Source organism: Mediterraneibacter sp. 210702-DFI.3.120 (genome assembly GCF_020561005.1).
GTDB classification, from domain to species: Bacteria; Bacillota; Clostridia; order Lachnospirales; family Lachnospiraceae; genus Mediterraneibacter; species Mediterraneibacter faecis.
In genome coordinates this window covers 48,016-72,645 of record NZ_JAJCNG010000017.1, presented here as the reverse complement: position 1 = coordinate 72,645, position 24,630 = coordinate 48,016, and the positions used below count along the sequence as shown (strand labels likewise).

The 24,630-nt window shown below is 41.2% G+C and carries 18 protein-coding genes; 8 read left to right on the top strand and 10 right to left on the bottom strand.

Annotated elements, in window-relative coordinates:
* Positions 1–58: 58 nt before the first annotated feature.
* Together LI162_RS10275 and LI162_RS10270 are read right to left on the bottom strand one after the other, a co-directional pair.
* Positions 59–2,056, bottom strand: coding sequence for an oleate hydratase (locus LI162_RS10275; RefSeq protein ID WP_226865737.1), 1,998 nt, complete (start codon positions 2,054–2,056; stop codon positions 59–61).
* Between the two features lie 256 nt (positions 2,057–2,312).
* Positions 2,313–2,888 carry a TetR/AcrR family transcriptional regulator gene (locus LI162_RS10270; protein WP_226865736.1) on the bottom strand — a complete coding sequence of 192 codons (576 nt, stop codon included), beginning with the start codon at positions 2,886–2,888 and terminating at the stop codon, positions 2,313–2,315.
* 183 nt (positions 2,889–3,071) lie between these two features.
* Between LI162_RS10270 and LI162_RS10265 the strand changes: the two genes are divergently transcribed.
* The 5 genes from LI162_RS10265 to LI162_RS10245 all read left to right on the top strand — a co-directional run bounded on the left by LI162_RS10265 (position 3,072) and on the right by LI162_RS10245 (position 10,981).
* Positions 3,072–6,251, top strand: a complete 3,180-nt coding sequence (locus LI162_RS10265) for a diguanylate cyclase domain-containing protein (protein WP_227156488.1) — start codon at positions 3,072–3,074, stop codon at positions 6,249–6,251.
* A 17-nt stretch (positions 6,252–6,268) separates the two neighbouring features.
* The gene (locus LI162_RS10260) at positions 6,269–6,616 is read left to right on the top strand and encodes a hydrogenase maturation nickel metallochaperone HypA (RefSeq protein ID WP_015528022.1); all 348 of its coding nucleotides are present in this window, start codon (positions 6,269–6,271) and stop codon (positions 6,614–6,616) included.
* A 148-nt stretch (positions 6,617–6,764) separates the two neighbouring features.
* Complete coding sequence (locus LI162_RS10255; protein WP_015528021.1) at positions 6,765–7,373, top strand: type IV toxin-antitoxin system AbiEi family antitoxin domain-containing protein; 609 nt, start codon at positions 6,765–6,767, stop codon at positions 7,371–7,373.
* A gap of 79 nt (positions 7,374–7,452) precedes the next feature.
* Positions 7,453–9,213 (top strand): ABC transporter ATP-binding protein, encoded by a 1,761-nt coding sequence (locus LI162_RS10250; RefSeq protein WP_117498703.1) that lies wholly within the window; start codon positions 7,453–7,455, stop codon positions 9,211–9,213.
* Positions 9,206–10,981 carry an ABC transporter ATP-binding protein gene (locus tag LI162_RS10245; protein WP_227156480.1) on the top strand — a complete coding sequence of 592 codons (1,776 nt, stop codon included), beginning with the start codon at positions 9,206–9,208 and terminating at the stop codon, positions 10,979–10,981. The genes LI162_RS10250 and LI162_RS10245 overlap by 8 nt, the downstream gene beginning before the upstream one ends.
* A 146-nt stretch (positions 10,982–11,127) precedes the next feature.
* On the opposite strand, the gene trhA is transcribed toward LI162_RS10245, so the two are convergent.
* From trhA to LI162_RS10230, 3 genes are all read right to left on the bottom strand, one after another.
* A complete protein-coding gene (gene trhA / locus LI162_RS10240) occupies positions 11,128–11,787 on the bottom strand; it encodes a PAQR family membrane homeostasis protein TrhA (protein ID WP_020437053.1) in 660 nt (219 codons plus the stop codon).
* 252 nt (positions 11,788–12,039) lie between these two features.
* Positions 12,040–12,969, bottom strand: coding sequence for a carbamate kinase (arcC, locus tag LI162_RS10235; RefSeq protein WP_015528015.1), 930 nt, complete (start codon positions 12,967–12,969; stop codon positions 12,040–12,042).
* A 129-nt stretch (positions 12,970–13,098) separates the two neighbouring features.
* Positions 13,099–14,601 carry a DUF975 family protein gene (locus LI162_RS10230; RefSeq protein WP_227156478.1) on the bottom strand — a complete coding sequence of 501 codons (1,503 nt, stop codon included), beginning with the start codon at positions 14,599–14,601 and terminating at the stop codon, positions 13,099–13,101.
* A 298-nt stretch (positions 14,602–14,899) separates the two neighbouring features.
* On the opposite strand from LI162_RS10230, the gene LI162_RS10225 reads away from it, so the two are divergent.
* Positions 14,900–15,919, top strand: coding sequence for an NUDIX domain-containing protein (locus LI162_RS10225; protein ID WP_226901076.1), 1,020 nt, complete (start codon positions 14,900–14,902; stop codon positions 15,917–15,919).
* 134 nt (positions 15,920–16,053) lie between these two features.
* Here LI162_RS10225 and LI162_RS10220 read toward each other — a convergent pair whose 3' ends face one another.
* On the bottom strand, positions 16,054–17,439 hold the full coding sequence (locus tag LI162_RS10220; RefSeq protein WP_226901077.1) for a UDP-N-acetylmuramoyl-tripeptide--D-alanyl-D-alanine ligase: 1,386 nt from the start codon (positions 17,437–17,439) through the stop codon (positions 16,054–16,056).
* On the bottom strand, positions 17,439–18,491 hold the full coding sequence (locus tag LI162_RS10215; protein WP_015528011.1) for a D-alanine--D-alanine ligase family protein: 1,053 nt from the start codon (positions 18,489–18,491) through the stop codon (positions 17,439–17,441). The genes LI162_RS10220 and LI162_RS10215 overlap by 1 nt, the downstream gene beginning before the upstream one ends.
* Positions 18,492–18,843: 352 nt before the next feature.
* On the opposite strand from LI162_RS10215, the gene LI162_RS10210 reads away from it, so the two are divergent.
* A complete protein-coding gene (locus LI162_RS10210) occupies positions 18,844–19,263 on the top strand; it encodes a hypothetical protein (protein WP_226865731.1) in 420 nt (139 codons plus the stop codon).
* 90 nt (positions 19,264–19,353) lie between these two features.
* Here the strand turns inward: LI162_RS10210 and LI162_RS10205 are convergent, their stop codons facing one another.
* On the bottom strand, positions 19,354–20,436 hold the full coding sequence (locus LI162_RS10205) for a CdaR family transcriptional regulator (RefSeq protein WP_055173115.1): 1,083 nt from the start codon (positions 20,434–20,436) through the stop codon (positions 19,354–19,356).
* 312 nt (positions 20,437–20,748) lie between these two features.
* On the opposite strand from LI162_RS10205, the gene LI162_RS10200 reads away from it, so the two are divergent.
* A complete protein-coding gene (locus tag LI162_RS10200) occupies positions 20,749–21,885 on the top strand; it encodes a glycerate kinase family protein (protein WP_227156476.1) in 1,137 nt (378 codons plus the stop codon).
* Here LI162_RS10200 and LI162_RS10195 read toward each other — a convergent pair.
* Together LI162_RS10195 and LI162_RS10190 are read right to left on the bottom strand one after the other, a co-directional pair.
* Entirely contained in the window at positions 21,872–22,507 is a 636-nt protein-coding gene (locus LI162_RS10195; RefSeq protein ID WP_118174250.1) for a GNAT family N-acetyltransferase, read from the bottom strand. The two genes, LI162_RS10200 and LI162_RS10195, sit on opposite strands and share 14 nt — an antisense overlap.
* Positions 22,504–24,609, bottom strand: coding sequence for a M28 family peptidase (locus LI162_RS10190; RefSeq protein WP_227156474.1), 2,106 nt, complete (start codon positions 24,607–24,609; stop codon positions 22,504–22,506). The genes LI162_RS10195 and LI162_RS10190 overlap by 4 nt, the downstream gene beginning before the upstream one ends.
* Positions 24,610–24,630: the final 21 nt, after the last annotated feature.

Here is a 24,630-nt window from a genome sequence, read left to right as displayed (position 1 = left end):
CCCGATAAAATCTGATCTTTTTATGTTTTTAAAAATCCTTCATGAAACAACCCTGTTTTTACATTCCGTCCTTCAGTACATTGTGATCACGCAGTACCTTTTCAATCACATTTCCTTTTACGAATTTCAGAAGAGGTTTCTTCAGTGCGTTCAGCGGTCCTGGCAGCTGGATCTCAAGTGGAGATTTTCCGTCCATAAGTTTTACAGAGCTGTCGAGAAGCTCGCGGATATCATAAACACTTCCCCATACTTCAGGCACACCACGGTCTACTTTGAGAAGTCCATAAACAGCTTCCATAGCAGTACGTACAGAATACTCTGTTGTGAAAACAGTATCTCTTGGAGTTTCAGCAAACTGTCCGAGGAAAGCGAAGTTGACACATCCATCCGGGATAACATCCGGGCGGTCACCTTTTGCACGTGGCATGAAGAATGCTGTGATGTAAGGCATCATTGTCGGTACACAGATTGCACTGTTTTCTGCCAGATCCATGATCTGATCTTCCGGAACACCAAGGTGATAGAGCCATTCTGCTGTGATTTCTTTTCCGGTACAGTCTTTCATAGGCTTCTTGATATAGTCACCAGGCACATCAGTAAATAATCCATAAACCCAGACACATACCTTATCTTTATCCTGGCCTTTGAACTGTCCCTGACGATTGATCGTCCAGCTTAACAGCCAGCTGGAATCCTGGCAGCTGACGATACCGCCGGTTACAACATTTCCGGTGCGAGGGTCACGTTTGCAAATATCTGTGATATAAGGAATGATCTTGTCATCCAGAGTTGTAACTGTTGCAGATTCCCAGTTTGTCTTGGCAATGTCGGAACAGAATTTTTCCGGATGTCCGAAGGATGGATCCTGACGGGCAATGTTTTTCCAAAGGTTCCATACACCGCTTGTACGGACTTCGGCATCCCCGTTTGGTGCATGGTTCTGATCTCCGTAAATGGTTCCCTCTGTACAGCTTCCGTTTGTGACAAATACGAGGTCATTTTCTGTCAGGACGATACCTCTTTCCTGTCCGTTTACTTTACATTCAATTGCAGATGCAATCTTTTTGTCTCCTTCGAATTTGAATACAACATTTGTGACTTCTGTATTGAACTGGAAGTCCACACCGGCATCTTCGAGGTATCTCTGCATCGGAAGAATGAGGGATTCATACTGATTATATTTGGTAAATTTCAATGCACTGAAATCAGGCAGTCCGGCAATATGGTGGATAAATCTCTGGAAATATAATTTCATTTCCAAAGCACTGTGCCAGTTTTCAAATGCAAACATTGTTCTCCAATAGAGCCAGAAAGTAGAATCAAATACTTCTTCGTCAAAAACATCTTCGATGGTTTTATCGTAGAGATCTTCGTCTTTTGTCATGAAGAGTTTCATGATTTCCATACAGCCCTTCTGACTGAGGTTGAATTTTCCGTCTGTATGTGCGTCTTTGCCACGATTTACAGTTGCACGGCAAAGGGAATAGTTCGGGTCATGTTTATTGAGCCAGTAATATTCATCAAGTACAGAAACACCAGGTGTCTCGATGGATGGAATGCTGCGGAAGAGATCCCACAAACATTCGAAATGATTTTCCATCTCACGTCCACCGCGCATTACATAACCTCGGGAAGTATCATAGATTCCATCACATGCACCACCGGCAATATCCATTGCTTCTAAAATGTGGATCTGGCATCCAGGCATCTGTGCATCACGGACAAGGAAACATGCCGCTGCCAGAGAGGCAAGTCCGCTTCCTACGATGTAAGCATTTTTCTGATCTACACCTTCCGGTTTCTCAGGATGTGCAAATGCTTCGTAGTTTCCGTTGGAATAATAGATGCCTTTGCTGTTGCGGTCATATTTTCCGCGCTCAGTGTTACGATAGTTATCTGGAACGGAAGAATCAGCAACAGTACTCTTCTTAAAAATAGAATTATCGGATTCTGAATTACCAGATTCTTTTTTTGCCTTCTGTGCGAGATAAATTGCAGTTCCTGTTCCTGCTGCTACTGCAGAGATTACACCAAGTTTAGATTTCTTATTTGACATAATAAAACCACCTTTCTGAAAAAACGGATTCATGTCTCGTTTTGAGATTATCTCATCATAATTACTCTAAATAACGAGATATGAAGTATAGTTGTTATAGCTATAGTATGGACATTTTTGAAGATTTTCAATTTACAAAAAGAGGCAAGTGATAAAAAACTTATCATTTGCCCTTTTTTGTAAAGTGTTATAGTTGGGGGATTTTGTCCTCAACATTTATTCCAGTGATAATTATAGGAAATATTATATATGGAGATTATGAATTTTCTTTTTTGGGAAGTGCTGCGAAATTTTCAATTGAATGCGTAAGGCTTCCGTGGATGGTAATACTGATCTTATGTGCCAGATCGACATAATCGTCTTTCATTCCCTGTTTGATCCAGTCGAGCATAAGACCGACAAAGCTGTATTTATAAAAATCGGCAATAAAGCGCCGGTCTTCTTCGGAAATACTTGTGCCTTCTGCTTTTTCCTCTACAACATTCATCAGTAAATCGGAAGTCAGATGAAAAAGGAAACTTTCAATCTGATCCCGGCTGATGCAGCGGTAAGCATTTAATATAAATGGCTTATTTTCATACACAGCATCAAAAATCTGTACCAGTCCTTCAGACCAGGTGTCGTAAGTTTTTTTGCCGGCAAGAGCGCGGGTTGCATCTTCCAGGCAGGACCATTCGACCAGATCATAAATATCTTTAAAGTGATAGTAGAAAGCCATACGGCTGATGCCGCAGTCTTCGGTTAAATCGCGGATGGTTATCTTATCGAGCGGTTTTTGAAGCATTAATTTTTTCAGAGATTCTTCCAATATTTGTTTTGTCTGGTTTATCATAGAGGGTCCCTCCGTTTGTTACGAAAATTAAGTGTGACTATAATTTATAGTATCACATTTTCCAAAACAGATAGCAAGTATTACACCATTTTTAAAAATCCTCTGGTGATGTATTTTATTATGGGAAAAAAAAGGAGATTCTGTTATAATCTTTAAATAAAGTAAAAGTAAGGTTATAAAGATATGAAAGAAAAAGAAAAGAAAATCACACGGATTCTGCGTATTTTCATGATGCTTCTTACATGTATCCTGATTGCATTATTCTTTGGAATTATGATATTGGTCAGCGATATGCAAGGGACGGCTCGTGTAGTGAATTATGCCGGACTTGTGCGTGGAAAGACGCAGCAGATCATCAAACTGGAAAATGCACAGAGACCACAGGATGAAATGATCAGGGAAGTGGATGCGTATATTGATGGGTTACGTCATGGCAGCGATGAACTGAACCTTGTCCGTCTGGATGATAAAGCATTTCAGGATAAGATGGAAGTGCAGGAACAATTTTTTGAACAACTAAAGGAAGAAATCTATAAGGCTCGAGAAGAAGGATATGAGAATACACAGATTATAAATAAAAGTGAAACATTTTTTACAATCTGTGATGAGACAACAGGGCTTGCGGAAAGTTATTCGCAGAAGCTGGCATCTTCCTTAAACCGTCTGGAGAAAATCGTTGTCGTGGATATTATTGGAATTGTGTGTCTGTTGGGATATGAGCTTTTCAAGGCATTGCGATACGCGGCGCAAAACCGTGTGCTTCGTCAGAAGGTTTATCTGGATGAGGCAACAGGACTTCCGAATAAGAATAAGTGCGAGGAGATTCTGGCATCGGAAGAGCCGCTTACGGGCAGTGAATCAACAGCGGTAATGGTGTTTGATTTAAATAATCTGAGAATCATTAATGACCGGCAGGGACATGAAAGAGGCGATCAATATATCAGATCATTTGCAGAACAATTGCGGGCAGCACTTCCGGAGAAATATTTTGTCGGAAGAGACGGTGGAGACGAGTTTATTGCAGTGTTAAAGCAGGTGGATCATGAGCAGGTGAAAGACTGTCTGCAGATGATACGGGAACAGACGGAGCGTTATTCAAAGAATCATCCGGATATGCTACTTAGCTATGCAGTGGGATATGCATTGTCTACAGATTTTCCGGGAAGTAATATGAAAGACCTGTTCCGATATGCGGATAAGAACATGTATGTAGACAAGAATCGGGCGAAGATGAAAGAAGCAGCTGACAAGCGGAGAATTAGGAGTCGGCTGTTACAATCTGTAAAAGAAAAAGGATTTCATTTTACAGATTGTCTGTACTGTGATGCGATTGTGGATCAGTATGTTGTTCTTCGTGCAAGCTCAGAATTTTTCCTTGCAGATGATGGTAGTTATTCTGGTGCAGTAGAGCAGATTATACAGGAGCTGGCGGAGGAAGAGAAACGCAGGGAACTCTGGGAGAAACTTCAGCTGTCGGAAATCCGGGAAACACTGACAGAGGAACATCAGGTAGAGGAATATTTTTATTGTCACAAAGATGGTGACAGAGTTTTGCGTGGCCGGATCACACTTTTACTGCCTGACTTTGCTGAAAATGGAAATCTGCATCATTTTCTTGTTGGGTTTGATGTTTATCAGGACAGGGACAGATTGATCGTAAATGAGAAAAAGCAACTGACACAGTTCTATGAACAGCTGACGCAGTCCATTTTGGAAAACGGAAACTATATAGAAGCATTGATGGATACAGCAGAAATAATCCAAAGTGTTAATCTGACACAGAATTTATTAGAAAAGATATTTTGGCAAAACAGGGAAAACAGGCAGATTCCAGACATAAAACTTCCATGTCCGTATGATACGTATTGTAAGACCTGTCAGCGGTTCGTGACAAAAGAGACGAGAGAAAATTATCGTATCACAGAAAATCCGGCACAGCTGATCGAACGTTTTAAAGCAGGCGAAAAGCAGGTGACTGTGGAATATCAGGTAGAGCAAAGTGATGGAAGCAGATGCTGGTGGCAGGAGACAGTCCTGATGTCACAGGAGATGGTTTATGAAAGTAAGACGAAGCAGACAAGTACTGTGATCGGTGCAATTATTTTGTTCAAGGATATTTCAGAGTTCCATGAGCAGGAAGACAGAGAAAGAGAACGTCTGCAGGTTGCATACGAAAAAGCGGATCTCGAGAGCCGTGCGAAGACAGAATTCATGAATCGGATGAGTCATGATATCCGTACACCGATCAATGGCATTCTCGGAATGATTCAGATGATCCGTAAGAACTATAAGGATCAGGAAAAGATAGAAGAGTGTGTTGATAAAATGGATCTGTCTGTCCAACATCTGAGTGAACTGGTCAATGATGTACTTGATATGAGTAAAATAGAGTCAGGATATTTAGAATTGCAGAATGATACGTTTGATCTGAATACGTTGATAGATCAGGTAGAAGTTGTGGTCAGTGCACAGGTAGAGGCAATGGAAATCAGCTATGAGAGCCATCGGGAAAAGGTGAATCATATGATGCTGAGCGGAGATACGCTGCAGATCAGAAGAATTATGCTGAATCTGTTCAGTAATGCAATCAAATATAATAAGCGTGGAGGAAGGATAGACACTTATGTAAAAGAACTTTCTTTTGATGGAATGTGTGCGGCATTCGAATTTCGTATTACGGATACAGGTGCCGGGATGAGCAGAGAATATATAAAAGAAGAATTGTTTAAGCCTTTTACACAGGAAATAAATGATGCAAGAACGCAGTATAAAGGAACGGGGCTGGGAATGTCAATTGTAAAAGGACTGGTCGAAAAGATGGGTGGAACAATTCGGGTGAGCAGTACGCCCGGCGTTGGAACGGAGTTCCGTTTTTATTTGAGTTTTCCAGTAGTTCAGCCGGAAAAGGAAAGCCAGAATGAAGAATGTGTGCAGAGAACAAAACAGGATCTGAAAGAGGATAAACCGCTCAGAGGATATCATATTCTTCTTGCTGAAGATAATGAGATCAATATGGAGATTGCAGAGTTTTATCTGGAAGAAGCTGGTGCACAGGTAACAAAGGCATGGAATGGACGGGAAGCTGCGGAACTATTTAAACAGTCGGGGCTAAGAGAATATGATGCTGTTCTTATGGATATCATGATGCCGGAGTTGGATGGAAAAGAGGCATCACGAAAGATCCGCTCTATGGCAGACCAAAGGGAAGATGCAGCCGAGATTCCGATTTTGGCAATGACAGCACAGGCGTCTACCGAAAGTATACATCAGTGTAAGTCAGCCGGAATGAATGAGTGTATCTTTAAACCTGTGAACGCAAAAGAACTGATCAGATTACTTCAGGATATAGTTGCAAAAATATAAATTGAGAGGGAAGGAAAATGCACGAATTAGGTGTTGTCTTTTATGTTGTAAAAGATGTAAAGAAGGTTGCGGAGGAAAATCATGTGGAGAAGGTTTCTGCCGTGACACTGGAGATTGGGGAAGTGTCAGGAATACTACATGATTATCTGACGGATTGCTGGAATTGGGCGAAGAAGAAAGAACCGCTTATGGAAGAAGCCGAACTGAAAATCGAGCAGATAGAAGCAGTAACATTTTGTGAAGAATGCCAGAAAGAATATCCAACGGTAGAACATGGGAAAATCTGTCCGTACTGTGGAAGTGAAAATACCTATCTGCTTCGTGGGAATGAATTTTTAATAAAAGAGATAGAAGTATCGGACTGAAAAATCAGCGTCTTACCTATTGTCAACCGCTTTGATAGATGATACAATACGAAAGACTTAAAAGAATCACAGGTGTTGCTGATCACAGCAGCCCGTAAACATTTCTTACAGTTTCTAGTAATACACGAGTTAAGCGAGGAAAAGAATTATGCGTCAGATTATCTATGATAAAGTGAAATACATTGCAGACAAATACAAAGGATACATTGATACGGAAGATTTGATGAAGGAAGGACTTACAAATCGTCAGATCGGTCTGTTGACAGCAGAAGGAAAGCTTGAGAAGGTAGCACATGGACATTATTGGATCATTAGTCCGGAGTTTTCCAAACCGGAAGATTATAAGGCAGTGGAAGTGGCACGAGTAAATAGAAAAGCGGTAATCTGCGCAGACAGTGCATGTTATTACATGGGCCTGATTGATAAAGAGCCGGAGATTCTTTCAATTGCAACAAGAAGAAGTGACCGTCACAAGATGAAGATGAATTTTGAAGTCAGCAGACATTACTTCTCAGAGCAGGCTTTTGAGGATGAGAAGCATGTGTTTGATACAAAGTACGGTTCTTACAATGTATATGGAATTGACAGAAGCGTGTGCGACTGCATCCGTTTCCGTGAAGACATTGATAAAGATATCTTTGAACTTGTTATTGAGAACTACAGAAAGTACGATAAGAAGAATGAAGAACGTCTCATGGCATATGCAAAAGCAATGCGTATCGGAAGACAGGTAGAGAGAATCGGATTGGATAGATAGTCTATAATAATGATATAAGAGAGTCTGTCATTTTGACAGGCTCTCTTTAATTAAAATAAGAGAAAGGAAAGAGCACATTATGAAGACATTACTTGCATATCTGAAAGATTATAAAAAAGAATCCATACTTGCTCCGTTGTTCAAGATGCTGGAAGCATCTTTTGAGCTGTTTGTTCCGTTGGTAATGGCGGCAATTATTGACGTGGGAATTGCAAATCAGGATAAGCCATATATTGTGAAAATGTGTTTTGTACTGATCGCGCTGGGAATCATCGGACTTGTCTGTTCCATTACAGCACAGTATTTTGCAGCGAAGGCAGCAACAGGAGTCGGAACGGGAATAAGACATGGATTATTTGAACATATCCAGAAATTTACATTTACGGAAATGGACCAATTAGGAACATCTACATTGATCACACGAATGACAAGTGATATCAATCAGATCCAGTCAGGTGTGAATCTTGTTTTACGATTGTTCCTGCGTTCGCCGTTCATTGTATTTGGTGCAATGATCATGGCATTTACAGTAGATGTGAAAGCAGCACTTGTATTTGTTGTGACGATTCCGCTTCTTTCACTTATTGTGTTTGGAATCATGCTTGTGACGATGCCGATGTATAAGAAAGTGCAGGCAGATCTTGATCAGGTACTTCTTGCAACGAGGGAAAATCTGACAGGAGCAAGAGTTATCCGTGCATTCAATAAAGAAGAGGATGAGACGAAGCGGTTTGAAAATGCGAATCAAATTCTTACAGATGCGCAGAAATATGTGGGACGCATTTCCGGAATGATGAATCCGCTGACATATATTATTGTAAACGGAGCAATCATAGCATTGATCTATGTCGGTGCAGTCCGTGTTGATATCGGAGATCTGACCCAGGGACAGGTTGTGGCACTTATTAATTATATGTCACAGATTCTTGTTGAACTTGTGAAGTTAGCGAACTTGATCATTTCCGTGACGAAGGCAGCAGCATGTCTGAACCGTGTGGAGAGTGTGCTTGCTGTGAAACCAGATATGAATGAGGGAGATGTAAGATGGAAGAGCAATTCTTCCGAAACAGATTGGGATTTGAAAAATAAAATTCCGGTTGTAGAATTCTCTCACGTATCTTTAACCTATAAAGGAACTTCAGATACATCCTTATCTGATATAAATTTCTGTGCCAAGAAAGGACAGACGATAGGAATCATCGGGGGAACAGGTTCAGGAAAATCGTCTCTTGTGAATCTGATTCCGAGATTTTATGATGCAACAGACGGTACAGTGAAGATCAATGGACGTGATATCAAAGAATATCAGACAGAGAACCTAAGAGAACATATCGGTGTCGTTCTTCAGAAAGCAGTGCTTTTCAAAGGGAGTATTGCAGACAATCTCCGATGGGGAAAGGAAGATGCAACAGAGCAGGAAATGTATGAAGCATTGGACATTTCTCAGGCAAGAGAATTTGTTGATACGAAACAAGGTGGATTAGAATTTCAGATTGAACAGGGGGGAAGAAACCTTTCCGGAGGTCAGAAACAGAGAATGACGATTGCGCGTGCACTGGTTCGGAAACCGGAGATCCTGATTCTTGATGACAGTGCATCAGCGTTGGATTTTGCTACAGATGCGGCACTTCGCAAGTCGATCAAAGAGATGAAAAACCAGCCGACCGTATTTATCGTATCTCAGAGAGCAGCATCTATTCAGCATGCAGACCAGATCATTGTGTTGGATGATGGAGCAATGGCAGGAATCGGAACACATGAAGAACTGTTGAAGGATTGTCCAATCTATCAGGAAATCTATTATTCACAATTTCCAAAGGAGGCGGTAATCAATGGCTGATAAAAGAAAGACAAATAGTGAGAAAAAACAGAAAAGTCAGGCAGCAACATTGAAAGAAGTAATCTGCCGGCTTGGAAGATACAGAATTTTTCTCGTATTTTCAATTCTGCTTGCGACTGTGTCCGTTGCGCTTACATTATATATTCCAAAGCTGACAGGACATGCAGTTGATTATGTGATTGGAAAAGGCAAAGTGAATTTTCCGGGAGTAATTCAGGTGATGATTCAGATTGGTGTGTGCACACTGATCACGGCATTGGCACAGTGGCTGATGAATGTGTGTAATAACAAGATGACCTATCAGATGGTTCAGGATATCAGAAATGAAGCATTTGATAAAATAGAGCAGCTACCGTTGAAATATATTGATGGACATCCATATGGTGAAGTCGTAAGCCGTGTAATTGCGGATGTTGATCAGTTTTCAGATGGACTACTGATGGGATTTACACAGCTTTTTACCGGTATTGCAACGATTATCGGAACATTTTGTTTTATGTTATCCGTAAATGTATCGATTACATTTGTTGTGGTTCTTATCACACCGGTATCATTCTTTGTAGCAAATTTTATTGCAAAGAGAACATTTCGTATGTTCCGCCTGCAATCTGAAATACGTGGAGAGCAGACAGGATTGATTGATGAAATGATCGGAAACCAGAAAGTGGTTCAGGCATTTGGGCGCGGAGAAGATGCAACAGAGCGTTTCGACGAAGTGAATAAAAGATTGCAGGAGGCATCCTTGCGGGCAACATTTTTCTCATCCATCACGAACCCGGCGACACGATTTGTCAACAGTCTGGTTTACACAGGAGTTGGAATTACCGGAGCATTTGCAGTTGTACGCGGTGCAATGAGCGTAGGACAATTGTCCAGTTTCTTGAGCTATGCAAATCAGTACACAAAGCCATTTAATGAGATTTCCGGAGTCGTGACAGAATTTCAGAATGCGATTGCATGTGCGCAGAGAGTATTTACATTGATTGATGAAGAACCGCAGATACCGGAACCGGAACATGCAGTTCATCTGACGGATATTGATGGAAATGTGAAAGTAGAGGATGTTTCATTCTCTTATCTGCCAGGTCAGCATCTGATTGAAGATTTTAATCTGGAAGTAAAGCCAGGACAGCGTATTGCGATTGTCGGACCGACCGGATGTGGAAAGACAACCTTGATCAATCTGCTGATGCGTTTCTATGATGTGAATGAAGGAAGTATTAAAGTAGAAGATATAGATATTCGCGAAACGACAAGAAAAAGTCTGCGTGCAGGGTACGGAATGGTGCTTCAGGAGACCTGGTTAAAAACGGGTACAATCCGTGAAAATATTGCTATGGGAAGACCGGATGCAACGGAAGAAGAGATTGTCGAGGCAGCGAAAGCTTCTCATATCCATAATTATATCCGTCGTCTGCCAAAAGGATATGATACATGGATCACAGAAGATGGTGGCGGGCTTTCACAGGGACAGAAGCAGCTGCTTTGTATTGCAAGAGTTATGTTATGCAGACCACCGATGTTGATTCTGGATGAAGCAACATCATCCATCGATACAAGAACGGAGATCAAGATTCAGCAGGCATTTGCAAAACTAATGGAAGGAAGAACAACTTTCATTGTTGCACATCGTCTGTCAACCATCCGTGAGGCGGATGTGATTCTCGTAATGAAAGATGGAAAAATCATTGAACAGGGGAATCATGAAGTACTGATGAAGAAGGAAGGTTTCTATCATCATCTGTATGAGAGCCAGTTTTCAATGTAGGATAAGGTATGATGCGAGATAGTGAGATACGTTGCAGGTCGCATGAAATGTAAATAGTAACGAAATGAAAAAGGAAGGCTATCAACTACGATAACAGTATAAAGCGTAGTTGATAGCCTTCTTCTTTTCGTTTCAATAAATTATATTTACGGTAGAAGGAATGTATACATTACTATAAAGTGACAGATGCTTCCGCCCATTACGAACAGATGAAAGATTTCATGGCTTCCGAAATTCTTATGCTTGCTGTTGAAAATCGGGAGCTTCAGTGCGTAGATGACACCGCCAACAGTATAGATGATACCACCGGCTAAAAGCCATCCGAAAGCAGCAGCTGACAGATTATCAAGGATTGTAGAAAATGCAAGCACGCAAGTCCATCCCATGCCAATGTATAAAACGGAAGATACCCATTTCGGACAGAATACCCAGAAGGCTTTGATAAGGATGCCGACAATCGCGAATGCCCATACAATACATAGCAGTGTGATACCTTTGCGTCCGCCGATTACTAACAGGCAGACAGGTGTGTAGCTTCCGGCAATCAGAACGGAGATCATCATGTGATCGATCTTTTTCAGAACAGTGTTTACTTTTTCTGAAATATCAAATGTATGATATGTTGTACTTGCCGCATAAAGCAAGATAAGGCTGGCTGCGTAAATTGTAAGCGATACAATATAAAGTTTGCTCGGTTCACGAGCTGCTCTGTATAGAAGTGGTATTGCAGCAATAATTGCCATGATCATTCCAATAAAATGTGTAATTGCGCTTCCAGGTTCTTTGATATAAAGTTTTTTTTCCATAAAATCTACCTCCGATACATCTATATAATAACATATAGTTTTCAATACTACATCTCGAATATGTATATACTATAGCACATATTTCTAAAAAATCAAGAGATATTTTGAAATTAAAAGTATCTTATTCCACAAAAAAACAGGATGAAAGAAATCTGTGATGAAAAGTAAAAAACAGGCCGTGATTTCACAAAATTAAAATGTGAAATCACGGCCTGTTCCAGGTTATGTTTCTAATAAGTTCAATCTGTCAATCTATTCGATTACTGTTCCGGTCTTACCATTCAGAGCATCAGAGACTTTATCAAAGGAAGTAATGTAAGCTTTGCGGCCTTCGTGTCCTTCTACGAATTCAACTGCTGCACGGAATTTTGGAAGCATGTTGTAAATTCCAAAATGTCCCTCTTCCATGTAAGTTTTTGCCTGATCAACAGTAATTGTATCCAGAGGTTCCTCATTCGGTTTGCCAAGGTTGATACATACTTTCTCAACATTTGTAAGAATGATGAGAAGATCAGCATTAATTCCTTCTGCAAGCTTTCCGGCTGCGAGGTCTTTCTCGATAACAGCACTTGCGCCACGTAAATGATTATCCTGCTCAAGTACCGGAATACCGCCGCCACCTGCTGCGATAACAATCTGATCTGCATCAAGAAGAGCTTTCACTGCATCAAGTTCAACAATCTTGACCGGATTCGGAGCAGAGACAGCACGGCGGAAACCTTTACCAGGTTCTTCCACTACGAAGTTGCCTTTCTTACGTTCTTCATTCGCTTCCTCAGCGTTCATATAACGGCCGAGAACCTTTGTTGGTGTGTAGAAAGCATCATCGTAAGGATCTACGATCACCTGAGTGAGGACTGTGCTGACTGTACGGTAGATACCACGGTTGAGAAGTTCTTCGCGGATTCCGTTCTGAAGGTCATATCCGATATATCCCTGGCTCATGGCAGTACATACAGACATTGGGGATGCTGTATATTCCGGATGGTTCTTTGCAAATTCATTCAATGCAGTGTGGATCATACCAACCTGCGGAGCATTACTGTGTGTGATAGCAACCTGATAGCCTGCTTCAATCAGATCAGCGATACATTTGGCAGTGCTTTTAACGGCTACTTTCTGTTCTGGAAGTGTAGTTCCAAGTGCACGGTGTCCCAGTGCAACAACGACTCTTTTTTTCATAATATTTCCCTTTCTTCTAAGCTGTAATAGTTTGTCAGGGGGAACAGGTTCATACTGTATTAGAAAAAATCACAACAGTAAAACCAACCTTACTGATAATTAAGATTTTACTATTATTTAGCAGTAAAATCAATATTGGATTATGCCGGACAGCAGATCAAATATAAAAACTGTTGTCAGAAGGATACAGATCAAAATTCTCATCCATTTCTTTAATTTCATGAAGAGACTGTTCCAGCGCGGAGCAAAGTAATAGAAAAATGCACAGCCAAGAAGTGCAAATACTGCCCCATCACCAAGATATGCTTCTCCATTCATGAAAGTAAGATAAGAATGATATTTCGGAAGCTCAATTCCAAAGCCAAGATCAAGAAATAGCTGGATGAGATAATCAAGAACTGTATACACAATAAAGTTGATAATAAACATAGTAGCCGGCTTTTTGATATATTTCTTTAACAGCAACAGTATAAACAGACCACAGATTCCGTACAACGGGAGCCATGGAAGCGTACGAAGGGTTACATTTTCCAGTGTGCCGCAACTGAGCAGTTCAGAAATGATTTCCAAAAGCCATCCGAAAATAGAAAAGGCATGGAATAAAAATACACAGGACAGAAAGTCATAATTCTGCGCCGGATTGACCGGTGATTTTACTGCGGCAATAGGTGGTTGCACAGAAAAAAGAAATACCGGATACTGATACGGTGCAAAATAAGAGATCTTTGTGTAAGGACCTTCAGAATCGTCATAAAGTGCTTTACTGATCAGAAGCTCATCTTCAGAAGGAACATGCTCAAGATAAGAATCATTGAGCTGCTCATATTTAGGAGCTCTTGAAAGCACATAGTTTCTTCGTAAAAACAGATATAAGGATGCTTTACAGTTCATTTTGTACGGGCGGACATAAAGGATGTCCAGAATTCCAAGTGTAAAGAGAGATAAAAGCTCCCAGCCGAGGAAAGAACAATCTAACAAAAAGAGCTTCCATTTATTTCCTTTTGTAAGCTGTTTAGAGAGAAAAAAGGCATTCTTTTGACTGATTTTTGGATTCTCTGCGAGGATATATGGAATCATGCTATATTCATAATGCTTAATAATTCCACCGATAATTGTTAAATCCCAAAGTTTCTGAAAAAGCGTGTAGCAGAACATCACCCAGGAAGGATTTGCCAGGTAACGCAACTTATATAAAAAGAATATTTTAGAAATATTCGTATCTTCATAGTTATAAGATTCAACAAAAAAACGTTTCTCACCGATAATCAAAAGATTGCTGATAAAAAACTTATATAAAAGTGAAAGAATGACCCCAAGTGTAAGAAACGAAGTGACAATAAAGTCCGGACGCTTCAGGTAATTTTGAACCGTATGCAAAAAGGCAGCGGCTATGAAATTATCAGGAATAAAATCGAGAAATGCACTGCTGAAGCTTTCAGCAGAAATAAAAACAGGTAAAATAAGCGCTGTCTTTGTCTGAATCTTATCAGGAAAATAATTCAAAAATAAAGAGCGGGAAATTGGATACGAAGCCGTGAGCATTGCAATCAGAAAGCAGACAGATACACTTCTCCAATAGTTTGATTTTATTAAAATACGCGCCTTTTTCTTGAGCTCTTTTCTTGACCACATAAATAGTATCCCCCATTGAATTGTTGCTGCGGTTCACATGCGTGAATCAGCAACGCATCGTTCCCATAGATAACATAGTTGGGGCTTTTATCCCCAATATCATTATAATTTAGTTGCGTACAGTTTACAAGTTAAGGTTCAGCTCATAAAGAAATATGTTATACTGTAGTTACTGGTCGCACACCGTGTGAACAGTAACTACAGTATAGTTGTTGGGTTCAAGCGGATAAAATCTGCAGGTTAAGCGATTGTGTACCTGCATCAGACATAGAGATAGTGAAAAGAAAAGAGAGGTACGATGAACAGACAAAGCACATTATGTTATATTGAAAAAGACGGAAAATATCTGATGCTTCACAGAGTAGTGAAGAAAAATGATGTGAATAAAGATAAATGGATCGGCGTTGGCGGACATTTTGAATATGCAGAGAGTCCGGAGGAATGCCTTCTGCGTGAAGTGAAGGAGGAGACCGGTTATACATTGACTTCCTGGAAATACAGAGGAATCGTGACATTTGTATATGGAGAAGATGTGGTGGAATATATGTCACTGTATACAGCAGACGGATTTACAGGTGATCCGATCGAATGTGACGAGGGGATTCTTGAATGGGTGGAGAAAGAAAAGATAAAAGACCTGAATCTATGGGAGGGAGACAAGATTTTCTTCCGTCTGATGGACGAAGAAGAGGAATTTTTCTCTTTAAAGCTTGTGTATAATAAATCTGATGTGCTTGAGTATGTGGCACTCAACGGAAAGACGATGGAACTTTTTGATGTGATTGATGAAGATGGAAATAAAACCGGACAGGTGAAAGAACGCGGTGTTGCACATAGAGATGGCACATTGCATGCAACGGTACACATCTGGATTGTACGTCCGAATCAGGAGAGTGGTTATGATGTACTCCTTCAGAAACGAAGTGAATGTAAAGATTCGAACCCGGGAGCGTATGACATTTCTTCCGCAGGGCATGTCAGTGCCGGGGATGAACTGATGGAAAGTGCATTGCGTGAGATGAAAGAAGAACTTGGAATTCATGCAAGAGAAGATCAGCTTCAGTTTATCGGAACACACAGAGGACAGTTTGAAGCTGAATTTCATGGAAAACCATTCCGTGACAATGAACGCAGTATCGTATACCTTTATAGAGAACCAGTGGACATTAAAAATTTGAAATTACAGGAATCTGAAGTGGAAGAAGTGATCTGGATGGATTTCGAAGAATGCAGGAGGGGTATTGTGGATGGTACCCTGCCGAACTGCATTTATGAAGGAGAGTTCCAGATGGTAGGAAAAGCACTCGGGATAGAGTAAGAAAACGGAATAGAAGATAGAACAAGCGTGAGAAAAAAAGAGTTGAACCTTGCTTGTCCGGGACAGTAGAATGGTCCGGACAGAAGTTTCAACTCTTTTTTAAGACTGACTTATATTTTCAGTGTGGTTTCAGCTTATGCTTCTTCTGATAGTATCTTCACAATCTCAGGGAATTCCATAAAGTGGGAAGCTTTGACCAGAATCGTATCATTTTCTTTGAGAATCTGTCCCATGTTCTGGTAAAAGTCTTCTTTTGTGTCAAAATGGAAAACTTTCATGTTCTTCTCTGTTGCAAGAACAGTTTCCTTTGCAGCTTCTGCCATATCTTTAGAAAGTGCTCCGATGCAGACCAAAACATCAGTGTTTTTAAATGCTGCATATGCTCCGACTTCGCGGTGCATCGCAAGCTCATCGGCACCAAGTTCGCCCATATCGCCAAGGATAGCGACCTTTCTTGTGTCTGCATATGCAAGTACGTCAAGAGAGGACTTCATAGATGCCGGATTGGCATTGTAGCAGTCATCAATGATCGTGTAATGTTTTGCTTCGATCAGGTTGTTACGTCCGGCAATCGGAACGAGCTTTTCAATTCCGCGTGCAATCTCATCATTATTCATGCCAAGTGCATATCCGACAGCAACTCCGGCTAAAGCGTTATAGATCATATGATCTCCCGGGATTGAGATATGTGCATGGAAACGGGATGTTGGAGTAACAAACTCAGCGTACGTTCCTTTTAATCCTTTACGTTCAATATTTTCCACATGGAACGGGCAGGAAGAGGTAAGACCGAAGTAAACAGGAGTTCTTCCATCACGGGAAGTGTAGCTTTTCAGCTTATCATCATCCCCGTTGAAGATAACAGAACCTTTCGGATTCATGTAGTCTGTCATGGAACTCTTTTCCTTTAGGATTCCGTCTCTTGTTCCAAGATTTTCAAGATGTGCATATCCGATATTAGTGATCACGCACACATCCGGGCGGGCAATCTTAGCCAGTGGTTTCATATCTCCAAAGTGGCTGATTCCCATCTCAAGAACTGCAACTTCATGTTCCTCACGGATATTGAATACGGTCAGAGGAAGTCCGATCTCATTGTTGAAGTTTCCTTCTGTTTTCAGTACATTATATTTCTCGGAAAGTACAGATGCGATCATTTCTTTTGTGCTTGTCTTTCCAACACTTCCAGTGATACCTACAACTTTGATATCGAGGGAACGGCGATAGTGTTCAGCTAAGTCTTTCAATGCTTCTGTGCAGGATGAAACGCGGATATAAGGATAATCAACGTCACCAAGATCCTGCTCAGAGAGGGAACAGAGTGCACCTGCTTCCATGACCTGCGGAATAAAACTGTGTCCGTCAACACGGGCACCTTTGATCGCAACGAAAAGAGTATCTTTTATTACTTTACGGCTGTCGATCGCAACACTTGAGACCTCACAGTCTAAGAATGCAGGATCACCGCAATAAATTCCGCAGCAGGCATCTGTGATTTCAGATAATGTCATATGTTTCATTAATATCTTGCCTCCATGGACTTCTTAATGATCAGTTCGCAAAGATCGCCGTATTCGATTCCATAAACCTTAGCTTCCTTCGGGAGAAGGCTTGCGGAAGTCATTCCAGGAAGGGTATTCATCTCCAGGCAGAACAGATTACCCTCTGCGTCAAGCAGGAAGTCTGCACGGCTGTAAACATTAAGTTTCAGTGCATTGAACGCTTTTACAGTAAGTTCCTTCATGCGCTCTGCAACTTCTTCCGGAATATCAGCCGGGCATACTTCAGAAGTAGCTCCGTCCTGATATTTATTCGCATAATCAAAGAATCCTGTCTTCGGGATGATCTCGATCGGAGGAAGTGCTGTTCCGTCAATGATACCGCATGCAAACTCACGCCCCTTAATGTATGGCTCAACAACAAGTTCATCTTCGTAGCGGAAGGACTTCTTCAGAGCTTCTGCATATTCTTCATCTGTATTTACAATATATACTCCGATACTGGAACCACCTGAGCAAGGTTTAACAACAACAGGAAGTGTCAGACCAAGTGACTGGTAAGACTGATCTTCAGAGTTCTTATAAATCGTTCCACCTCCCGGAGTGTCTACGCCAGACTCAAGGAAAATCTGCTTTGCAACACCTTTGTGCATTGCAACCGCACATCCAAGAGAGTCAGGTCCTGTATATTTAATACCAAGCAGATCGAAAGATGCCTGAAGCTTTCCGTTCTCACCTTCTCCACCGTGAAGACCGAGGAAAGTAATGTCAGCCAGACGGCAAAGTTCGATTACATTCGGACCAAAGAAGCAGTCTGACTGATCCGGACGGGAAGCCTTGACAGCTTCAAGATCCGGTTCCTCCGTGCTGATATTCTTCACAATCTCAAGTCCGTGATCCGGAAGAGTAAAGACATCCTCCAGATTCTCCGGCGCATTCTCTAATCCCATGAATACATCCAGAAGAAATGCATCATGTCCTTTTTCAACTAATGTACGACAGATTCCGGCAGCAGAAGAAAGTGATACGTCACGTTCTGTGCTTAAGCCTCCTGCTAATACAATGATTTTCATAATTTTATACTCCTTAAATGATTTATTCTGTTCTAGTTCTTTTTCTTATTTGTCTGCTGCGTATAGATAATGATAAGCAACATTCATGCTTTTACGATTATAGCACATGTTGGCAGAAAGTAAAACAGGAGGAATAAAGATTTAATGGAGGGATTCTTTCTCCCCTTGCTATATTATTTTTGATAGATTCAATGTATTAAATCCCATTGACAATTCACAGAAAATACTACTATTATTATATATATAAACAGTTTTTAATTGTGCAAATCAATATTTTATTGTTAAAAGAGAGGTAATTCCACTGGAAGTCATAAAAAATCAAATCAAATTTTTTATTGAAAGGGGAAATTATATGAAAAAGGTTATATGTTTATTTTCCGCATTTTTATTACTTTTATCATCTGCCATGACAATATATGTACACGAAACAGACTCTCAAGATTACCTATCAATTCCAAGTTATAACGAAACATACTCTGCACACCCAACGGATAATAATTTTTTGTCACTAAAAGAATATAATACAGAATACTCCAATGGAGAAAATCCTCTAAAAACAAATTCTCAAGATTACCTATCAATTCCAAGTTATAACAAAACATACTCTGCACAACCAACAGATAATAATTTTTTGTCACTAAAAGAATATAATGCAGAATACTCCAATGGAGAGAATCCTCTAAAAATAGACTCTCCTTTAACTACTCAAAATGTCCCTGATATATGCTATTTCCCCTATCCGAAAACAAAAACCATTATTTTAGGACAATAAGCGGGAATCCTCGGCAATTCAATTACCGAGATGAAAGCGCAAGATTGCGCAGGGGTATATTTTTACCCCTGCTAAAATCAAGTTGTACGGTTATTTAATCTTCCCAGCCAGATAAAGCAGCACCGCATCCTGAAATTTCCTCGGATTCAGTGAACATTTCTTTTGAATCGCATTCAATTTATACTGCAATGTATTTTTATGGAGAAAGAGTCGTTCGCTTGTGGCGGCAAGGGACATTTCTTCAGAAAAATAAACTTCCAGCAGGTGCAGTTCTTGTTCATTGAGCGGGGCGATTGTCTTGGCTAAAAATTCTTTCTGATTTTCCGGTGTGATCGTAGAAAGAATCAGTTCAAGTGTCAAATCATCAAAAATAACATAGTGTTCAGATGAAATTATAAGGCTGTGCAAAGCAGTTTCAGCAGATCGATAGGAGATATGGAGCTGGAAGAGTGATGTCGGTTTTCCAACTGCAATATCTAAAATATCGAAATGTTCTTTTGCAAAGAGTTTAAAAATATAATTCTGTTTTTCAAAATCAGTTTCTTCAATCAAAGCAATAAAATCCCCCGGATAATTAAATGTGTGAAGACAGACATGTGCCTGTGCAAACATTTGTTGAATTTTCTGTTCTAAAATAGAGCGGTTTGTAATTGGATTTTGTTTATTTGTGCGAATAAGAACAATTCTTTTCTTTGTGTTGAGATCAATCTTAAATTCATGTAGACAGGAGGTGAGGTATTCCTGATTGTCGGTTTCATTTCTGATCAAAGACTGAATGACAAAATGTTTTTTATCGGCCTGTCTGCGGCTGTACTGATTTAGTTCTTGCTCCCGGATCAGAAGATTGGTGATGCGTTCTGCGAGATAAGCATAACTGCGGACTTTATCAGGTATACCGGTAATTCCGATGACGGCCAACAGATGTTCATTATGATAAAGCGGAAGATTGATTCCCTGTTTTGTGCCAGAAAAATTGTTGTCTTCTGTTACTTCCAGTACAGAACCGGAAGCAGCGACCTGTTGTCCAATCTCGTGAAAGGTTCCGACACGGGATGAGTCTGTGCTGGCGAGAATGATACCGGATGGAGCAATAAAGTTGATGTCATGATCACAGACATCTTTGATTGTATTTACGATTTGTTCTGCGAGTTCGCGGTCAATTTTAGTTATCATAGATTTTTTATTATATCCTTTCTTTTGACATAACTGTTCAGAGCCAACCTCCAAAATGCTACGCATTTCGTCGGTGTGGCGTATCCGCCAAATAAAATTTCAAAAACAGTCTTAAAAATGCAAGCATTTTACATCTGTTTTATGAAATTTTGCTTGGCTCTGAACAGTTACCATTTTACTATAAAATGTTATATATAACAAATAATAATAAAATTAATTTAAAATAATGTTACCTATAACATATTTGAGAAACAAGAAATTTGGTATCCTAATATTAATAAAACACAGAACAGACATGGAAAGGAGTTCATTATGAAAATAGTAACAGCGATTGATTCATTTAAAGGAAGTATGACTTCTATGGAAGCAGGACAGGCAGTGGCAGAGGGAATCCAAAGAGTGGATGTGGATGCAGAAGTGATTGTAAGACCGTTAGCTGACGGAGGGGAAGGTACAGTAGAGGCTCTTGTATCCGGAATGAACGGAACATTACAGAAAGTACAGGTGACAGGACCACTTGGCGAACCGGTGATCTGTGAGTATGGTATCATTGAAAGCACAAAAACAGCTGTGATCGAGATGGCGGGGGCAGCAGGAATTACATTGGTTTCTGATGAAGAGAGAAATCCGCTGAATACAACAACATATGGCGTGGGAGAAGTAATTCGTGATGCGATTGACAAGGGATGCAGACGTTTTCTCGTCGGAATCGGCGGAAGTGCGACAAATGACGGGGGAGTCGGGATGCTTCAGGCATTAGGTTACGGTTTCCTTGACAAAGACGGAAATCAGGTTCCATTTGGTGCAAAGGGGTTGAAGGTTTTGGAGCAAATCACAGATACTTATGTGCTTCCGGAATTAAAAGAGTGTAAGTTTAAGATTGCGTGTGATGTAACAAATGCTCTTTGCGGAGAACAGGGATGCAGTGCAGTATTTGGTCCTCAGAAAGGTGCAACACCGGAGATGATCTGTCAGATGGATCAGTGGCTAGGATATTATGCAGCATTGGCGAAAGAAAAATTCCCAAAGGCAGATGCAAAGCAGGAAGGAACAGGAGCAGCAGGAGGCCTTGGATTCGCATTTCTCACATTTACAGATGCTGTGTTGGAATCAGGAATTAAAATCGTGTTGGAAGAGACACAGTTAGAAGAGTATGTAAAGGATGCAGATCTTGTCATCACGGGGGAAGGCCGGATGGATGGTCAGACAGCAATGGGAAAAGCTCCGGTTGGAGTGGCTGCACTTGCAAAGAAATACGGCAAGCCGGTACTTGCATTTGCAGGCGCAGTCGAAAGAGATGCCAGAAAATGTAATGAACACGGTATTGATGCATTTTTCCCTATCCTGCGTGGTGTGGTTACGCTGGAAGAGGCAATGAAGAATGAAAATGCTAAGAGAAACCTGGCAGATACTGCGGAACAGGTGTACAGAACATTTACAATTCTTTGATCATACAATATTGTTTTAACTGAAAATGAGGTTTCTCCACGATTCCGAATGTCTTGAATCCAAGATGCTCATAAAATGGCACATTGTTCGGATTATGTGTCTCAAGAGAGATCATCATATCATTGCGGTCGGCGCAGGCAATGACTTCATTCATCATCATTTCTGCGAGACCGTGATGCTGAAATTTCGGATCAACGGCGAGGTAGATGACATGAAGTCTTCGCGTTTCATGAAGCTGTGCTGTCCAAGCGGAGTTGAGGTAATCTTTTCCGAGGACAAAGTTGAAAAATGTCTTCATAGTCGGATCCTCGTGGAGCAGCCAGCCGTCTGTGATGAGGCTTTCTTTCAGGCTGACAAAATAATTATAAAATGCATGACGGTGATCGGATTCGTCAGAAAGGATCAGGACTCCCTTCAATTCAGGGCTGTCAGCAAAGACTTCACAGGTTTCAAATAATTCAGTTACGTCGCACTCAAGAAGATGTGGCAGCAGACGTTCTTTTGTTGCTTCATCTTCGATCAGAGTGCTGTAGAGCGGGTCGTTCTGAAAGCAGACGGTCAGTATTTCTTTAAGGCGGTCAAGATCCTGTTCCTGTACTTTGTAGAGCTTATCGCTATTCATTGGTTTTCTCCATTCTTTTCTTTATTATAATGTGATGATGTTTCAAGGCAATCGTTTATCAAAGCCTGGATTTTATCAACAGATTGTTTCATATAATGTAAATCATCTTTTAAGTAGGCCTGCTGGCGGCGGATAGCGGCTTCAAGTCTTCTGATCTCAACATCAAGAGAACCTGGGATTGCCATCTGATCCAGTTCTTTCAGACGCTGGACAAGGCCGTAGAGATTCTCATGGTGAAGAATGCGTCCGGCGCCCCACATCAGACGGTCTTTTGGCTGATGTAAAATATATTCCGTAAAGTGATAATAGACTTCTTCATCGAATAAAAATGCGTAGCAGTTATTATCAACTTCATAGAGTGCCTCCAGTGCGGCGGTGATGTTCTGGCTTTCCAGTGCATGGACTGCCTGCTCCAGGTGACAGAGGTTCTGACTGGCAGCAGCATGAGGGAAGCAGACTGCGTCCTGCCAGTCGAGGCGGACGAAGTAGTCCTGCATCTTCCGGAAAATGTGCAGCAGTTTAGAAGAAAGTCCGGACACCATTGGGAAGTCAGCGGAAACAGTATGGTTGTTGATTTCCTGAATCTTTTCATATAATAAATCGGCAGATTCACATACCTTTGAAATACTTTCCAGAAGCGCCGGAATTTCTTCCAATACTTCTGCCGGGGCATTGGACTGTGCTGCAAGACAGTCGGCGACGGAACTTTTCATTGCCAGAAAATGTCTGGAAAAGTCAAGTGGCGGAAGTGTCAGCTGATCCAGTGTAACTAAAAGCCTTGTATAGAGCTCATGGTGGAAACGGTAAACTGCTTCCTGATAGAACTCTTCATTGTCATATTGGGAGTGGTAATGCGTTTCCATAAACGGTCCTGCGCTGAAATCATTTACGGTAGATGGAATACCGGAGATGGCGATGGAAAAATCATCCGACCATGTCTCGATTGGTGCAAGTACTGTCAGTCCATCAGGGTAAGCCTCCTTCGGAACAGTTATATTTTCGCAAAAATGTTTCAGAAAATCAGCAGACTCATAAGTAGAGCGGATTGCATCCTGTGTGTTATGGGCGTGAGCCGGAAGTTCAAAGTTGAGATCAGCGATCACGCGGCCCTGCCATTCCGGGTGAACACGGAATACCTGGTTCCAGGCTCCGGTTGACCAGTCGAATTTAGAATCACAGACACCCCACTCTTCGGCAGCAAGGGCACATACTGCGATTGTATAGCGCGGTTGATAGCCACTGTCAATCAGAGCCTTTATGATTCCAAATGTCATAGAGACCGCACAATTGTCATCCTGAAATCCGTCAAAATAGGAATCGTAGTGTGCGGAAAGCAGAATCATCCGGTCGTCCCCTTCAGAAGCGGCAGTTCCCGGAAGATATCCGGTAATGTTATAAGCCGGGCGGTTACGTTCAACCCAGGAAGAGGCGTTGAGTTCAACTGCGACAGAGGACGGATGAGATACTGCAGGATCTTCGGGACAGAGAAGTTCTTTTAAATAAGAAGCATCCAGTCTCGAAAGAGAGAATGCAGGGGCATATTCCGGTCCGGCGATATCCTGAGCATTGAGTGCTTGCGGATCAATTTCAGCATAGCCTTGTGTCTGGACAGCAATCAATCCAACAGCCCCTTTCAAATATGCCTGATAGACCGGATAGTTGATCCACCATTCATCACGCTGGTTGATATCAGCAAGAACGAGCTTTCCACGGACATTGAGCCCTTCATAGTCCGATGCGGTTCCACGGCCGACATAGACAAGATCATAAGTCTCGAATCCATCTGTCTCAAAATTCGTCTGATAAGCACCCATCTGACAAGTATGCAGTTCTCCATGTTGATCCCGGAAACGAAGCACGGCACGTTCAAAGGTCCAGGAATCCAGCCAAAATTCATCCTTCGTCACATGCTGAAGTCCGATGCGTTTCATTTCTTCATATAAAAAATCCCCTGTCTTATGTTCCGCATCAGAACCGGCGGTTCGGAAACCGAGTACCGGATTGGTTTTGTGAGTCTCCATCTGCTTTGCCAGCTGATAAGAGTAAGTAATGTCTAGATGTGAAATGCATTCGTTGATTCTGTTTTCTATCTTTGATTCCATTTATATCACCTCTGAAAGTCT

Excerpts from the sequence above, each read along its gene's own strand:
- LI162_RS10225 (WP_226901076.1), top strand. The coding sequence starts at position 14,900 with ATGAACAGACAAAGCACATTATGTTATATTGAAAAAGACGGAAAATAT.
- arcC (WP_015528015.1), bottom strand. The coding sequence starts at position 12,969 with ATGAAAAAAAGAGTCGTTGTTGCACTGGGACACCGTGCACTTGGAACT.
- LI162_RS10250 (WP_117498703.1), top strand. The coding sequence starts at position 7,453 with ATGAAGACATTACTTGCATATCTGAAAGATTATAAAAAAGAATCCATA.
- LI162_RS10205 (WP_055173115.1), bottom strand. The coding sequence starts at position 20,436 with ATGATAACTAAAATTGACCGCGAACTCGCAGAACAAATCGTAAATACA.
- LI162_RS10195 (WP_118174250.1), bottom strand. The coding sequence starts at position 22,507 with ATGAATAGCGATAAGCTCTACAAAGTACAGGAACAGGATCTTGACCGC.
- LI162_RS10230 (WP_227156478.1), bottom strand. The coding sequence starts at position 14,601 with ATGTGGTCAAGAAAAGAGCTCAAGAAAAAGGCGCGTATTTTAATAAAA.
- LI162_RS10275 (WP_226865737.1), bottom strand. The coding sequence starts at position 2,056 with ATGTCAAATAAGAAATCTAAACTTGGTGTAATCTCTGCAGTAGCAGCA.
- LI162_RS10255 (WP_015528021.1), top strand. The coding sequence starts at position 6,765 with ATGCGTCAGATTATCTATGATAAAGTGAAATACATTGCAGACAAATAC.
- LI162_RS10265 (WP_227156488.1), top strand. The coding sequence starts at position 3,072 with ATGAAAGAAAAAGAAAAGAAAATCACACGGATTCTGCGTATTTTCATG.
- LI162_RS10260 (WP_015528022.1), top strand. The coding sequence starts at position 6,269 with ATGCACGAATTAGGTGTTGTCTTTTATGTTGTAAAAGATGTAAAGAAG.
- LI162_RS10210 (WP_226865731.1), top strand. The coding sequence starts at position 18,844 with ATGAAAAAGGTTATATGTTTATTTTCCGCATTTTTATTACTTTTATCA.
- LI162_RS10270 (WP_226865736.1), bottom strand. The coding sequence starts at position 2,888 with ATGATAAACCAGACAAAACAAATATTGGAAGAATCTCTGAAAAAATTA.
- trhA (WP_020437053.1), bottom strand. The coding sequence starts at position 11,787 with ATGGAAAAAAAACTTTATATCAAAGAACCTGGAAGCGCAATTACACAT.
- LI162_RS10245 (WP_227156480.1), top strand. The coding sequence starts at position 9,206 with ATGGCTGATAAAAGAAAGACAAATAGTGAGAAAAAACAGAAAAGTCAG.
- LI162_RS10190 (WP_227156474.1), bottom strand. The coding sequence starts at position 24,609 with ATGGAATCAAAGATAGAAAACAGAATCAACGAATGCATTTCACATCTA.
- LI162_RS10215 (WP_015528011.1), bottom strand. The coding sequence starts at position 18,491 with ATGAAAATCATTGTATTAGCAGGAGGCTTAAGCACAGAACGTGACGTA.
- LI162_RS10220 (WP_226901077.1), bottom strand. The coding sequence starts at position 17,439 with ATGAAACATATGACATTATCTGAAATCACAGATGCCTGCTGCGGAATT.
- LI162_RS10200 (WP_227156476.1), top strand. The coding sequence starts at position 20,749 with ATGAAAATAGTAACAGCGATTGATTCATTTAAAGGAAGTATGACTTCT.